The sequence below is a fragment of the Bifidobacterium sp. ESL0819 genome, from assembly GCF_052606245.1.
Genome location: NZ_CP199587.1, coordinates 1089197 through 1104185 on the forward strand (window position 1 = coordinate 1089197; position 14989 = coordinate 1104185).

Sequence of the window (14989 nt, forward strand, 5' to 3'; positions counted from 1 at the left end):
GGCGGGAGGGCCGAAAGCCTCAGCGGAGACTTTTCGGAAACGCTCAGTTCCATAGGTATGGCTGCGGTCGATAGCGAAGGCAAGGATATCGATTTTGCTCAGCACCCCAATTCCATAGTTGTGGATTCAACATCTGACAGAAGCCTCAGACTATGGGTATCCGGAGCTCCGAAGGCTGATCCGCTTTCCGGTTATTTCAGCAGCGTTGATACAGTGTCTCTTTCGTCACGCGACCCCTGGCTGGACCGTATAGTCAACATTGCCTTCAACAACCACAAGCGAGCCAATCCCAAGGCCGATTTTGCCCCCATGACCATAAGTCGGATTCCTCCGCATAACCAGGCCGATGACCCCAATCATCAGCCTCCTGTCAGCTTCTCTTGCGGGCGCCCCGCCTCATACTCGCAAAGAAGCGCTCGAATCGGCCAGGGCCATGGGGATCACTCAGGGGTCTGGAAGGTGCTCAACCAATCATGCAAAGCCGATATGAACAGGCTGCCGTACAATGCCAATGCCCGTTATGAGGCCCGCCTCCAAGATGAGCTTGCCCGCTACCTGCATCCAGCGGATGCCGGACAGGATGCCAACCAGCTTTCATTCATTTATGACACTGAAAAGCCTATGCTGACCTCTGCCGGCTATTTGTCCCACGGTCTTGAAACACACCCTGGAGATGATGATTTCCCCGTTTCCGACGGCGTCATGGCCTTTAGGGATCGCGTCATCAGGCTGAGGGCCAAGGATGTTCTTCCATCTAGGCCAACCGTCGATTCGAGTGGCAGCCAACACTACCCGCCGCGAATCAGGAATGATGGTCGCAGCGATCCCTATGCCTCCGGCTTGGGAAAGCTCATGTTGGACGGAAGCCGTTATGACGGCGTCGATAGTCGAGGCAATCCCCGAACTCCGGTTCCGTTGAAACAGTGCTCTGCTGATACCGGCGTTCGGGACGATGACGGCTGTGATTACTCTGTCTCCACAGGTTCTGATGAACAGGGCGAATACTATGACGTGGATTTCCGATCCTCCGGATATTACGATTTCAGCGCCATAAGGGCCAAAGTCGTTGATAAAGCCGGCAATGAAGATGACTTCTTCCTCCTCAAGAGCGGGCAGACGGATCGCTCCAAGGCTCCTAATACGGATGCAATGATTGGCAGGCTGCTGATCGATGTCAGCTATGAAACGCTCGGGGAGCCCAGGATCGCGGTTTCGAGTCGTTCCCCCGGCGCTTCCCGCAAGCCAGGCGCTGTGCCTCCTGACCCTTCCGGCAGTGGGCTGGACAGGTATTATTTCAATTCAGATGTCCGCTTGGCCGTGCAGACCAAAGACCAGTATTTGGCCTACTACCTCCGTACGCTGGCCAATGATCCCCGCAGAAATGTCGGCGTATTGAAGTATTGGCGCGATGATCTGCCAAATGGGTCCAACGAGGCCAAGACGGCCTGCAAGGTGGAGGAATCCAACATAACCGAGGATCGCAGCGAAGACTGGACGTGGAGTCTGGCCTGTGCAGACAGTGTCGAGCAGGTCAATGGAGCCAGCGGGTCCTATCCGGCCAATGGTAAATACACCTTTATGCTCAATGCGGATATTCTGCCTGGTTGGTTCGCTTCTTCAAGGACTCAGTTCGGTATCGATACCAGTGCTCCAGTGGCAGATGGATTTGAGGGTCCGCGTGGTGACGGATTGAAGATAATCCACAGATTCCCTATCAAGGGCTCCCATAAGACCATTGTGACCAGTCCCGGGGAAAATCATGTCCGGTTCAGGGTTCAGGATCTCCTGCCAAAGGAACAGAGGGGTGCTGATAAAGTCCCAGGAGCCTCGCAGGAGGGAGCATCAGGTATTGCCGGGAATTGCGCTGCGGGCACTTGCCATGGCACGGTCCAGGTTTCCATGCCTGCTCCAACCGATTTGCAGGGCAATGCCATAGGTGATTCTGCTGCAAGGACCATGACTATACCGGTGGATGAATACGGCTGGTTCACGATCGATCTGAAAGACGAAGGTTTATACGATCTGTCGAAAATTGTGCTGACTGCTACTGATTGGGCAGAGCATCCGGTTGACAGCGGTGATGGTGACCGGGCGCGGAATGTGCTGAAAGTCAGCCTCGACGAGTTGGTCAGCAAATATCCTGATGCCGCAGGCTTCAATGAAGCCTACGATGCCCTGGTGATCGACAACCCTCAGAACAAGCGGACGGCCCAGATAATACTTAGACAGGCCAAGTCTAATCCCGCTTCTACGGATCCTGCTTACTACTTCAGAGGCGAAGCGCTTGTCGACTTCAAAGTGAAAGACAGATGGTTCCCTCTGTACCAGGCTCTCGGTGACCAGAGCAATCAGAATTTCTTCCATGGCTCCGTCAGTCCGGCCGCTCCGACAGCATTCCCTGCAGTGTCGTTCGAACCTGATGCCTGGGTTCCTGACTCCGCGAGTCCGGACACTTGGGTGTTCCGAGGATATCGGGTTCCCCGTTCTGCCGCCAACCAGAACAGTCCCCATGAGGGGGTTTATGAGTTGGCGGTATCCTATGCTGGCCTGCAGTGCGACAGCAGCCGGTTCGCCGCATCCCAGCGTAAATTCGTCATTGACTATACAGGCCCCCAGCTGGGCAGCCTTCACTTATCAGCGACCACCCCCCATCATTGGCAATGGATATTCCCTACATCGCCCCTGCATGTGTCCTTGGACGGTGTCAAAGACCAGGTTTCCGGTGTAGATGCGAAGACCGTGTCCTTTACGGATTACCAGGGGGATGAGGCGACTCCCATGCTTGGGTATGACCCCTGGCTGGCCCGTCAGGATGCACAGACCCCTGAATCCACCTTGCGATTCGAATCCGATGAGGTCATTGCTTTCGACATGAACGCCGACAGCCAGCGTCTCAGGTTTGATGCCACATCGATAGCCGTCAAGGATTTAGCCGGCAACCCCTCATCGACTCATGCGCTGAGTTCATATGGCGGCAATCGAAGCGACATAGTCAACGACGCCCGGGGATATGCGGGCGCTGCCCTCGATCTTGTCGGTCCGAAGATCACTGTGGCCTATGACAACAATGATGTCAGAAACGGCAAGTATTACAAGGCCAAGAGGATGGCCACCGTTGTTGTTGATGAGTCGAACTTTGATTTCATAAGGGCGAATGACGGCAGACGCATCATCGTCGAATCAAGTGTTGATGGTCGCAAGACCCGACTTGCCGCCAAGGATTTTTCCAACCCAAGCGGCGATAAGCACACTTATCTGGCAAAGCTGGCCTGTGAGAACGATGGAGATTGGACCGTCGATGCCTCGTTGACCGACCCAGGCGAACACCAGGGGATTGCATTCCATGACGAATTCGTCATCGATACAACCAGGCCGGTGCTCTCGCTGAAATTCGACAACAATGACTGTAGAAACGGCATGTACTATAAGGCCCCCAGGGTGGCCACCATCGAACTGGTGGAGCGTAATTTCAGCAGCGGGGAATCAACGGTAACGACATCGGCCAAGGATGACGCCGGCCATGAGGTTCCGGCATCTGCGGGCGATGGCTGGTCGTATGCAGGAGATCCCACGAAGCACACCTTGGTCCAGCATGTATCGTTCAAGGGTGAATACCATTACACTCTTGAGGCCAATGCCACGGATTTGGCCGGTAACACGGCGGAAGCGGCGAAGGAGCCGGAATTCGTCATCGATATGACCAAGCCTGATCTTCATATCGAAAAGGTGGAGGACAAGACAGCATATGCGGGCACGGTAGCGCCCACGATACAGGTCGCTGACACGAATATGGATCAGAGCCGAACGACCTATGCGCTGGTCGGGGACAGGTGGGGCAAGGTCAAATCCACGGACCTGAACCCGAAAGAGTATGAGGAAGATAACGCCAGAACAATCGATATCCCTGATTTCAAGCGCAAGGCAGCAATCGACGATGTGTACACGCTGACTGCGACAAGCGAAGACATGGCCGGTAATTCCACATCGGTGAGCAAGACCTTCTCGGTTAACAGGTTCGGCTCGACCTACCTGTTTTCAGCGGGAACGTCCTCGATCAGGGGTGCGTATTTGAAGAAGGCGGTGCCTATCGCAGTCACCGAGCTGAATGTCAGCGGCATTGATTGGGGTAAGTCAGCCATCAGGTTGGCCAAGGACGGAAGCATCCATGCTGTTCCCGAATCCGATTATCGGATTGTCGACGATAGCGACAACGGATGGAGCAAACGAACCTATGAAATTCCTGCCAGGGTATTCAAGGGCGACGGCTACTACCGCCTGATGCTCACCTCCACTGATCGGGCAGGGAATCTGTCAGAGAATACCATGCAGCACAAGGATGCGAAGCGCAAGGGGGACGCCTCGGTGAACTTCGCAGTGGATTCGCAAGCTCCAACGGCATCAGCTCTGGGCATTGCCTCCAACGGAGTGTACTATGGGCAACAGCATAGAGTGGGCATAGATGCCAAGGATAATATGAAAGTTCGCTCCGTCCGGATTGATGTGGATGACAGGACACAGGGACGGTGGTCTGGCGATGAGCTCCTCAGAGGCGCGCAGTCCATTGATCTGCCGGCGGATGCTCATAATCACACGGTGACGGTCAGGACCGAAGATGCAGCGGGCAACATATCCTCGAGTACCTATCAGGGTGTGGTCGTCGCTTCAGACTGGTGGCAATACATCCGGGAGAAGGGATTGCTTTTTGTGCTGGTCATCTGCCTCGGGATTCTCATGGCGCTGGCGGCCTGCATCCTTGCGGCTCTGATCGTCAGACACCATGCGGCAATGGCCTATAGGCGCAATCCATTTGGCAGGCAGGAGCGGTGAGGCGTGAAAGGCCTTGTCAATATTCATGATGCCCAGTCGGAGGCTCGGTTTACGGCCTACCTGGATGTGCCGGGAGACTCGTCATTGGCTGATCTGCTTCCCTCTCTGGCCAGATTCGCGCAGGGAGCCACGGGCAGGAAGATCGATGTCGGTATCGACGGGCGCTGGGTGGACCCGCGTCTGACCATTGACCAGGTAGGTCTGCATGAAGGGTCATGGATTTCCCTGCTGTGCGAGGGGGCGACGATTATCGACCCGCGGGTTCGCTCGGCTGATGACCCAGCAGCGGTTCAGCTGCGCTTTCTCAGCGGATTCAATGCAGGTGCCATATATGACGTGCTTCCAGGCATCTTGAGGATAAGTTCCCTGATGGATCCTGAAAAAGTGTCGATCAGCGCTGATTTTCTTCTTGACGTTCATCCGGATGGCCGTCTGACGGTGGTGCCTAACATACGCGAGGGCACCGTGGTGAAAGTCGGCTTCCTGCACAGGCCCAAGCGGCAATTGCATTCCGATGTCTGGCTGAACGGGCATGAGCTGATAGAGCCGACCGAGCTGGACTATGGACAGGAGCTCGTGCTTCCCGAATGCATCATCAGCGTGACCAAGGGGCACCCGGATTCCGTGCCAGTCGACAAGGAAGACAGCCCGGGGCACTGGCTGTATACCCGGCCGCCGAAGATCAGGAATGAAGTACGGACTAGACGATATACGCTTCCCGGCTCCCCGACCCGTCCTGACAAGGCCCCAATACCGATCATGTCGACCCTGCTGCCATTGGCCATGTCCGTGGGGATGGCGGTCATTCTGAAGAATTATTCATATCTGGCTTTTGGCATCATGTCACCGGTGATGATGGTAGCTTCGTATTTCTCCGGCAATAACGGCATGAGGAAGAGATACAGGGCGCAGGTCAAACGTTACGAGCAGAGCCGGGACCGCATCAAGGAACAGGCCAGGCATGCGCTTGAAGAGGAAATCAGTGATGTGCGGGCCGAATACCCTGATCCCACAGCCCTGCTTGATCTATGCGCCAGCCATACTGCGCAGCTATGGAACAGAAGGGCCACGGACGACTCATGGCTTGGATTGCGCATAGGCACGGGAGATGTCAAGTCGCATGTATCCCTGGAAATGCCCGATAACCTTGAATTCGAGCGTGTCAAGACATGGCAGCTTCATCATTTCCCTGTCGTTGTGGATTTGCCGGATGCCGGATGCCTGGGGTGCACAGGTGAGCAAGCAGTCATCTTCCCGACAGTGCAGTGGATCGTCGCTCAGATGGCAGCTCTGCACTCAGCGCGGGACTTGTCGATATACCTGCTTTCGCCCAGGTCCAGGAAGCAACCGGAAGAGGGTCGGCCTGCTCCCATACCGGCGCAGATTGATTGGTCCTTCGCCCAATGGCTCCCGCAGCTGGTTCCGCGGCAAGGGCAGAATGCAGTACGCACGTTGGCTACCGGCATCGAAGACATAGCGATGAGAATTTCGGAGCTCATCGCCATGCTGGACGATCGCAAGGAGCTGATGCATGCCCAGTCCATGCAGAAGTGGGCGGGGCCATCGGTAGTTGTGGTGATGGAGCATGCGCATGTGCTCAGATCCATGCCTGGCACTATCAGACTCCTCAAGGAAGGGCCTCTTGTCGGCATGTACATGCTGTGCGTGGAGATCGATGAGAGGCTCCTGCCTGAGGAATGCCAGACCGTGGTGACAGGGGAGGCTGGGGAGCTGAAGGTCCGCAGCAATGTCTCTGATGATGTCAATGACATCATGCCCGACCTGGTCACACAGCAATGGCTTGATGCTCTTTCGCTGTCCCTGGCGCCTTTGGAGGACGGCAGCCCTGATGAGAGCCAGTCCGCCATTCCCTCGCAGAGCAGACTCCTGGACCTGCTGAAGCTGACGCCGACTCCTGAAGAGATCGAAGCCCGCTGGGCCGTGCAACCCCGCTCGACCTTCTGCACGATCGGTGAATCGGTTGACGGCCCCTTCGGCCTTGACATCGCCAAGGACGGGCCCCATGGGTTGATAGCCGGTACAACCGGCTCGGGCAAGTCGGAGCTGCTCCAGTCTCTGGTGGCTTCGCTGGCCGTGGCGAATAGGCCGGAATCGCTGAACTTCGTGCTTGTCGATTACAAGGGCGGTGCGGCCTTCAAGGACTGCGTCAAGCTTCCCCATACGGTCGGAATGGTCACAGATCTGGACAACCATTTGGTGACCAGAGCTCTGGTCTCGCTTGGCGCGGAACTGAACTACCGCGAACATCTTCTGGCCCTTGCCGGCGCCAAGGACCTTGACGATTACATGGACTTCCGGGAGCTCCGCCCTGATCTGACGGAGATCCCCCGTCTGCTGATCATTATCGACGAGTTCGCCTCACTGGCCAGGGAGCTTCCCGACTTTGTCACCGGCCTGGTGAACATTGCGCAAAGGGGCAGGTCACTGGGTATCCACCTTCTTCTGGCGACTCAGCGGCCCGGAGGCGTAGTCTCTCCGGAAATCAGGGCGAACACCAACCTTCGCATAGCCCTGCGCATGACGGACGACAGCGAAAGCCAGGATGTGATCGATGCCAAGGATGCATCGCTGATCAGCAAGTCCACGCCGGGCAGGGCCGTGGTAAGGCTCGGGTCGAATTCCCTGGTGCCCTTCCAATCCGCCAGGGTAGGAGGCAGGTATATCGACCCGAACGACAAGGCTGAGACAAAATCAGAGAAGCCCTTTGTCCGCGCGCTCTCCTTCCCCCAGATCGGACAGCCGGCTCCTGCGCGTCCCAAGTCGAAAGAGGGCAAGGGGGATGTAAGCGTAACCGACCTTATGAAGTTGGTCGGGAGCATCTGCGAGGTGGCCAAGGATGAGGGCATTCCCCAGCAGCGGCAGCCTTGGCTGCCTGCCTTGACCGATGAGATCGGTCTGGATGATCTGCCTGACAGTGAAGATGGTGATGCCCAGGCGAGCCTTCAAGTTCCCTTTGCCATCGGGGACTACCCCAAACTGCAGAAGCAAAGCACGGTTTTCCTTGATATGGCGACCTTCGGTAACCTCTTCATCATCGGCACGTCGCGCAGCGGCAAGACCACGGCCCTTCGGACCATAGCGTTCTCCGCCTGCGAAAGGTATGCACCCACGAAAGTCCAAGTCTACTGCATCGATGGCGGCAATGGCGGCCTCGCTCCTCTCACGGCCTTTCCCAATGTGGGCGTTGTGGCTCTGCGCAGCGAAACGCAGAAGATCGAACGGCTCCTGAACAAGATCGAAAGGGTGCTCAAGGCCAGGTCGGCCACGCTCTCCAAGGGCGGATACAGCAATATTGACGAGTTCAATCGAGGGCTTGACCAGGATCATGAGGAAGAGGCCCTGCCGCATATGCTGGTCATGCTGGATTCATGGGACGGGTACAATTCCGCCTTTGAATCCTATGACAGCGGTTCCCTGATCAGTCGCATACAGAACCTGATGCGGGAAGGGCCGTCGGTCGGTGTGCATTTCATCCTCACCGGCGACCGCTCGCTCCTGTCCGGACGGATGACCTTGCTGGCAGACAGCAAGATCATGCTGCGGCTGGTCGACAAGACCGACTATTCGGAAATCGGAATCCCCGCCAAGGAAATACCCGACAAGATGGCGAACGGGCGAGGTTACCAATCCGTTGACGATGCTGAGGTTCAGATTGCACAGATTCGCCGGGGGGCGGTGGGCCAACAGGAATCCGAGGCCATACGCGCCGCCGGTGTCGCGCTGGCTACTGGCAGGGACGCCGGCCTCTCGCGGTCCCGTCAGCCCTTCAACGTCGAACAGCTGCCCGACGAGATATCCTTCGATCAGGTATACGCCTTGGTCGAGGAATCCGAGTCCCTGGTCAACGGTTTGCTGCCTTTGGGCATCGGCGGCGAGGATAACGATCTTATTGCCTATGATCCGGTGGCGACGCCGATTCTTCCGGTTTTCGGCGGCATGCAGAGCGGCAAGACGACACTGCTGGTCTGGTTGGCCAACATGGCGCTGTACGCTGGGTACCATCTGGTCATCGCAGCCCCCAAGGACAATGCCCTGAGGCATTTCGAGGGGGTGCCCGGAGTCGTGCGCTTGTTCACGACCCCTGCGGACCTGACACAGGAGAATCTTGAACCATATGCGCGCAATGGCGACGAGAAGGCTCTGGAAAGCAGCACCGAAACGGGGTTCAAAGGCAATCTTCTGGTGTTCGATGACTGTCAGCTGCTCAAGGAGATTCCCGCCAGTGCGTGGATGCAGAACCTGGTTGGATCCTTATCGAAGAGTGACGCCTCATGCATCTTTGCTGGAGACATCATCGACTTTCCCCAGGGCTTCGGGAACTGGGGGTCTTCCATGAAGAAGATCAAGCAAGGGGTGCTGATCAGGCCTGAAGAGATGCTGTACGCCGATTTGATTGGAGCCAGATTAAAGCGCTCGCAGTTCAGCTCTGACATGCCTCGAGGCAGGGGTTTCGCACGATTCGGAACAACAACGGTGTCTGTGCAGTTTCCCGAGCCTGAAAGTGAACTGACTTTCCCCTTCCAGCCCCATATGAAGGGCGATGATATACCGTGAGCCGCAGGAAACAGAAAACAGGGCTGGCTAAAACCGCGCAGCCTGCCCGAATTATATCGGAGATCCCTAATCTGCCGCCCATTATGCAGCCAGAAGCTATTGGCAAATGGGATTTACATGATGGCTCCCTAACGCCAAGGCAGGTTCATGAGAGTCCTGCAGGCGGAGATGGCTCATCATATGATCTGGTGTTCTCGGACGGCCGCCGTGTGCCCTGTGCCCAGCGCTGCGTGGTTGGCAGAATGCCGAAACAACCTGGTGAGAATTATGACGCCTACTTAGTGGTGGATGATCCGTCCCAGCAGACATCGAGAAGGCATTTCGAGTTTGGAGTCACTTCCATCGGTCAGGTATGGGCCATGGATTTGGGATCGGCCAACGGGACCTTCGTTCTGTCAAACGGCACCTATGTTCGACTGCCGGAGAAGAAGCGAACCGTTCTGGCTGACAATGATGTGATTAGGTTCGGAGGGCTGAGCGCCAAGGTGGAGAGGAGAGCTGACCGTGGCTGACAAGGTTGTTGTTTCCAATGATGAATTGGACAGAGCCAAAAAGGGTCTGGAACAAGTCAAACAGATTCTTGACGATTTTTCAGGTGCGCAGGGGGACGAAAGTTCCATGGGCCATATGGACGTTTATTCCGAATATACCATGTTTATGAAGCGCATGAAAGATGCCAGTGGCAAGTACTCCAAGAAAGCCGGAGACTTTGCCTCGATGCTTCAAAACGTTATTGATCAATTTGGGGATCTTGACGCTCAATTGAGTCAGCAGGTTAAGCGGTCGGACGGGTCCGCTCAGAGATAGGTTGGAGGGAAGCAGCTATGGAAGGGGCCAGGATACAGTTCAGCATGGATATACCAGCCGATTGGAAGGTTATGGATTTCTCCCGTAGGGGGAGGCAGGATTATGCCAAGGAGCAGTCCATGAGAATCATCGAGCAGGTTCCTGCCTTGCATATTTACCGCAAGAAGCTTGAAGACACCCTCTTCAAGGAGCTGACGTCATCCTGGGCTATGGGTGTTCGATACGGAGCATCCTTGGCGGTGCCCACCACAGATGGTTTGCTGAGCGCCTCTATTACAGTGTCCGTTCTGCCTCCGCCTCCCGGCCAGGAGAACGTTTCCGTTTTTGATGCCATTGCCGCCACGGTCCATCAGAATGATGAAGAGTCGTCGGGGGATAGCGAATCCGACATTTCCCAGGTCTCAATTCCTGAGGCGGGTATGGCATTGCGGGTGCTGGGGCATCGTGTTTTGCGTCCTCAGGAAGCTGCCCAGGGGGTTAAATACTCGATTTTCCAAACGTATGTGCCTTTTGGCGGGCGTATTGTGCTGGTGATGGGGCAGACTTTTTGCATGGATGTGGAAACACAGCTTTTTGAGTTGTTTGATCTGATTACTGGTACGTTGTCGTTAAGGATTGATGGGGGTGATCAGCGATGAGTTTGAATGTCGACTGGAGCGTAGTCGGGTATCAGGCTGATCCCGTGCCGGGCAATCCTGATGGTGTTGATACTTGTGCGAAGATGTTGAAACGCAAAAAAGATTCGGTCGACTCGTTGGTTGATGTCTTGAACAAGATTATGCCTGACAAGGGCGGTTCGGTGTTTGTCGGGGATGCTGCAGAGCAGTATGCGAGGAAGCTGTCTCATTTTCCTGAAGATATGAAAAACCTGTCCCAGGGTTTGGAGGGTGCGCATCGCACTCTCAATTCCTGGAAGTCGAGCATGGAGGAGTACCAGAAGAAGGCTCATAAGGCGTATGATGATGCCAGGAAGGCAGGTAAGGAGCACAAAGAGGCTCAGCAGAACCTTGATGGAGCTTCTGCCACGGCGCGCAACGCGCATTCCGCTGAACATCTGATGCGTAATAGGCAGCAGGCAGGCGAGGATGTTTCCAATGCGGATGAAAAGAAAACCTTGGATCGTGTCCAGCAGGCTGACCAGAGTGTGATTAATTTCCGCAATCAGGTGAATTCCACTGGGAATTCGTATTGGAATGCCATGAAACGTCTATATTCGGCGATCGATGGTTACAATGAAGACGCAAGGAATACCGCGTCCTCGCTGCGGGGTTATCTGGAGAAGATGCCTTCGCCTTCTTTGTGGGAGAGGGTATATTACAGCAGCGCCTGGAGCGTTGTTGTCAAAGTGGCCGAGATAGGCGGCACGATATTCGGCATTGCTGCTCTCGTTCTGGGCTTCGGCGGCATTATCGGCATGCTTCTCTACGCTTTCATCGTGATCGGTTTTCTCAACGACTGGATGGCACATTCTGAGGGGGATGAAAGTGACAGTGAATTTAGGCTTTCTATTGCTTTTCTTATATTATCTCGTATTGGTCTTTGTGGTGAAGCGAAAGGACTTTTTTCGGGGCTTAAATTATTCAAAAGCGAGGGAAAGGGCATGTCGGTTCTTTCAAAGCTGAAGCTTTTTTCAAAGCTGAGGCTTTTGGGTGACCCGACGAAAAAAGGTGGTTATTTGGTTTCGCACTTTTCGAAGATGCTGGGTAAACCGAACGGCATCCTGCCGGTTTCGAAGTGGGCGGAGGAAGCCAAGTCCTTGGCGGCGACTTCGTCTAAGCGTGTGAGCATACCCCTGCTATGGCTGAAGGGGTTCGGGCGCGGAGTGTGGTCGTCTGCAAAAACTGCCGCTAGGAAGGCCTATGATTCAATGCTCTATACGTATATCAGGTTCGGCTACGATGGGTTCAAATTCGTTTCCTACGATGCGGGGAAAGCGGCCGCCAAGGTCAAGGGTTTTGTTGCCAAGAATGGTGGGGTGAAAGGTGCAGTTGCCGCCGTGCGGGAAAACCCTCTGTACGAGACCGTTACCAGCGGAATCCGTTCCGTGGCCAAAGACGAGGTCGATGCCATGAAGCGTCAGGTTCATAATCAGGATAAAGGCAGTGCCGGGTGGAGGACGTCGGTGTCTGAGGGTCTTGGTTATTTGAAGCCTTTCTCGCCGATGGGCGGGTCTTTGGGGTCCGTGCTTGCGCTGGTGTAGGGCGAAGGATGGGTGGTGGTGATGTCTGTGTCGAGTGGTGGGCGTGTTGGCGGGGTGTCGGATGGCGGTGAGGATCGTGTTGATGCGTCGTATGTTCTGTCGTCGATCATGTCGAGTGTGGTTAAGAGTGTCCCGCATGCGCGGCCTGGCTCTCGTGAGTTCTCCCTGGGCGGGGTGCTGTGGAAGACGGTGCTGTACGGGATGACCTATGTGGCCGGGTTCGCCTGCGGCTGGCTCGTCCTAACCGACGACGGCCAGGATTGGGTGCGCGCCTGGATAACTGACTCTGGTTTTCTTGCTGTGCTTTCCGGACTTGCTGTGGCTAACCTGTTGGGGCGGTATGAGAATGGGAAGGGGCGTCCGGGGCCTTGGTTTGTGGTCTTGTCTTTCCCGTGTGCTCCGGGGTTCGGCGTCTTATTCGGGGCTGCCGGTCGTACTTCTGGTGGCGTGTTCCGGTGGGTTCTGGTGTCGGTGGCTGTGCTGGTGGTTGTTGGGGTGTTGGTGTTTCCGTTGGTGATGCGGCTGGTGCGTAACGGGTTCTTGTCGTGGGCGGCGATGGTGGTGTTGTGTGTGGTGCCGTCTTGGATGCTGGCCAAGGCGACGGGGTCGGCTGGCGCGTCCTTGTTCTGGTGCTGCGTGGTGGGTGTTGTCGGCGCCTTGTGGTTCGTGCTGGACATGCGGGCGATCAGGGAGTGCGCGGGCACGCATCGTGATGCGGCTTTCGAGTGGCTGGCGGCCTGGGCGCTGGTGTGCGATCTGATCGTGCTGATCGCCTCGCTTCTGGGAGCCTCCAAAGATGGCGATGATGCCAGCTGATGATGTCTGAGTCGAGTGGCGGGCGTGCTGGTGTCGGCGGGGTGTCGGATGACGCTGAGGATCGGGTTGATGCGTTTGTCTTGTCGTCGATCATGTCGAGTGTGGTTGAGAGTGTCCCGCATGCGCGGCCTGGCTCTTGTGAGTTCTCTCTGGGCGGGGTGCTGTGGAAGACGGTGCTGTGCGGGCTGGCCTATGTGGCCGGGTTCGCCTGCGGCTGGCTTCTCCTGTTTGGTCAGGACCGGGATTGGGTGCGCTCCTTGTTGATTCAAGTTTCGTTTCCCGTGCTGTTCTCTTTTTGCTGTTGTGGTGGTTTGAGGGTGGGAATGGGCGTCCGGGCCTTGGTTTGTGGTTGTTGGGGGTGTTGGTGTTTGCGGTGGTGATGCGGCTGGCGCGTAACGGGTTCGTGTCGTGGGCGGCGGTGGTGGTATTGTGTGTGGTGCCGTCCTGGATGCGGGCCAAGGCGACGGGGTCGGTTGGCGTGTCCTTTTCTGGTGCTGCGTGGCGGGCGTTGTCGGCGCCTTGTGGTTCGTGCTGGGCATGCGGGCGATCGGAAAGTGCGCGGGCGCGCATCGTGATGCCGCTTTCGAATGGCTGGCGGCTTGGGCGCTGGTGTTCGGTCTGACCCTGACGGTTGCCTCCCTTATGGGAGACTCCAATGCTCTTGTGGGAGCCTCCAATGATGGCGGTGATGCCGGACGATGATGCCGGACGGCGGGCTGCGCCATGGGTGTGCTTGCGCTGATGTGGGTATCGGGCGTTCCGTCCCGATGGGCCGCCGGAACGTGTTTATGAGGAAAGGGAAGATGAAGATTATGGCTAGTGCTTTGCTCTCGAAGAGGCCCCCTCGCGTGGATGTGATGAAGGGGTACGAGCCCATGTATGATGCGACCATGCAGGAGTGCCTGCAACGGCCCTTCTACCTGTATGCGAGGGGGAAGGGGCGTTCCTGCCGCAAGGAGATATGGGTTTTCGCCGCGTTCATCTGGGTCTTGGACACCTGCCTGGCCCGCGTGTTCTCTTCGGGTATCTTGACCGTCATACCGGGGCTGTTCTCCCTGGCGGTGCTGGTGCCCATGTATGCCCTGACGGTGCGGCGTCTGCATGATCTGGCCCTGTCGGGGTGGCTGGCGCTCGTCCCCTATGTGCTGGAGGTGGTGGGCGTGGGTCTGATTGCCGGTTCAATGGTGTCGGATATGTTGAAGGGGCTGGAGGACCCGTCAGCTCCTTCGCCTTTGGGGATCATCGTCCTTCTTCTGGCCGTGGTCGTCCGGCTGGCCATCATGTGCGTCCCATCGCGTCGTCGTCATCCAGTTGTCGCTAGCGGAAGCCTTGGTGCGAGTCAGACTGGCGCGCCACAGTACCCAGGGGACCCGAACGGACGGTGACCCCCTGCTGCGGTAACAGGAAAAAACAAACCCCAACAAGGCGGGTTCGAGATAACGGACCGGCATTCCTCTAATGGAACCAGGGTGTCCGGCCGTCTGCTCGCGCCTGGTGAAACGGCGCCTGTCGGCCCCTCGGGCACTTTCTCTCTTGCTGACTCCGACTTCATGATCGAGGAGCTTGACCGCGAAAGGGCGACGGGATCGTGGAGCGGTTCCCCGTCCTCTGGCCTGGGAGGTGGCGGTGATGGCTGTGCCGAGCGGTGAGTGGACCGGCGCCAGCGGGGTGTCTGATGCTTTATTCTAGTGGAGACAGTGATGGTAGGAGTGGTTGGCAGCTGCTCTTTCCTTGCGTGATGTTGCTCAAGGGTGGTGTGTGATG

Annotated in this window: 9 protein-coding genes; all 9 read left to right on the top strand. The window is 56.6% G+C overall.

Annotated features, from left to right (window positions below):
* Positions 1-213: 213 nt before the first annotated feature.
* The 9 genes from ACUIAD_RS04585 to ACUIAD_RS04625 all read left to right on the top strand — a co-directional run bounded on the left by ACUIAD_RS04585 (position 214) and on the right by ACUIAD_RS04625 (position 14610).
* Positions 214-4827: an Ig-like domain-containing protein gene (locus tag ACUIAD_RS04585; RefSeq protein WP_445342902.1), complete on the top strand. Its 4614-nt coding sequence runs from the start codon at positions 214-216 to the stop codon at positions 4825-4827.
* Positions 4828-4830: 3 nt separating this feature from the next.
* The gene (locus ACUIAD_RS04590; protein WP_445342903.1) at positions 4831-9402 is read left to right on the top strand and encodes an FtsK/SpoIIIE domain-containing protein; all 4572 of its coding nucleotides are present in this window, start codon (positions 4831-4833) and stop codon (positions 9400-9402) included.
* A gap of 242 nt (positions 9403-9644) precedes the next feature.
* Complete coding sequence (locus ACUIAD_RS04595; RefSeq protein ID WP_181414401.1) at positions 9645-9914, top strand: FHA domain-containing protein; 270 nt, start codon at positions 9645-9647, stop codon at positions 9912-9914.
* Positions 9907-10209, top strand: a complete 303-nt coding sequence (locus ACUIAD_RS04600) for a DUF5344 family protein (protein ID WP_445342904.1) — start codon at positions 9907-9909, stop codon at positions 10207-10209. The genes ACUIAD_RS04595 and ACUIAD_RS04600 overlap by 8 nt, the downstream gene beginning before the upstream one ends.
* 119 nt (positions 10210-10328) lie before the next feature.
* Entirely contained in the window at positions 10329-10847 is a 519-nt protein-coding gene (locus tag ACUIAD_RS04605) for a hypothetical protein (protein WP_445342905.1), read from the top strand.
* Entirely contained in the window at positions 10844-12409 is a 1566-nt protein-coding gene (locus ACUIAD_RS04610) for a putative T7SS-secreted protein (RefSeq protein WP_445342906.1), read from the top strand. The genes ACUIAD_RS04605 and ACUIAD_RS04610 overlap by 4 nt, the downstream gene beginning before the upstream one ends.
* A 15-nt stretch (positions 12410-12424) precedes the next feature.
* Positions 12425-13225: a hypothetical protein gene (locus ACUIAD_RS04615; RefSeq protein ID WP_445342907.1), complete on the top strand. Its 801-nt coding sequence runs from the start codon at positions 12425-12427 to the stop codon at positions 13223-13225.
* 429 nt (positions 13226-13654) lie between these two features.
* Complete coding sequence (locus ACUIAD_RS04620) at positions 13655-13927, top strand: hypothetical protein (protein WP_445342908.1); 273 nt, start codon at positions 13655-13657, stop codon at positions 13925-13927.
* Between the two features lie 110 nt (positions 13928-14037).
* On the top strand, positions 14038-14610 hold the full coding sequence (locus ACUIAD_RS04625) for a DUF805 domain-containing protein (RefSeq protein ID WP_445342909.1): 573 nt from the start codon (positions 14038-14040) through the stop codon (positions 14608-14610).
* The last annotated feature ends 379 nt before the right edge of the window (positions 14611-14989 follow it).

What these genes read in the sequence shown, in the direction of transcription:
- ACUIAD_RS04595 (WP_181414401.1), top strand. Translation starts at nt 9,645, where the DNA reads ATGCCGAAACAACCTGGTGAGAATTATGACGCCTACTTAGTGGTGGAT.
- ACUIAD_RS04605 (WP_445342905.1), top strand. Translation starts at nt 10,329, where the DNA reads ATGAGAATCATCGAGCAGGTTCCTGCCTTGCATATTTACCGCAAGAAG.
- ACUIAD_RS04610 (WP_445342906.1), top strand. Translation starts at nt 10,844, where the DNA reads ATGAGTTTGAATGTCGACTGGAGCGTAGTCGGGTATCAGGCTGATCCC.
- ACUIAD_RS04625 (WP_445342909.1), top strand. Translation starts at nt 14,038, where the DNA reads ATGGCTAGTGCTTTGCTCTCGAAGAGGCCCCCTCGCGTGGATGTGATG.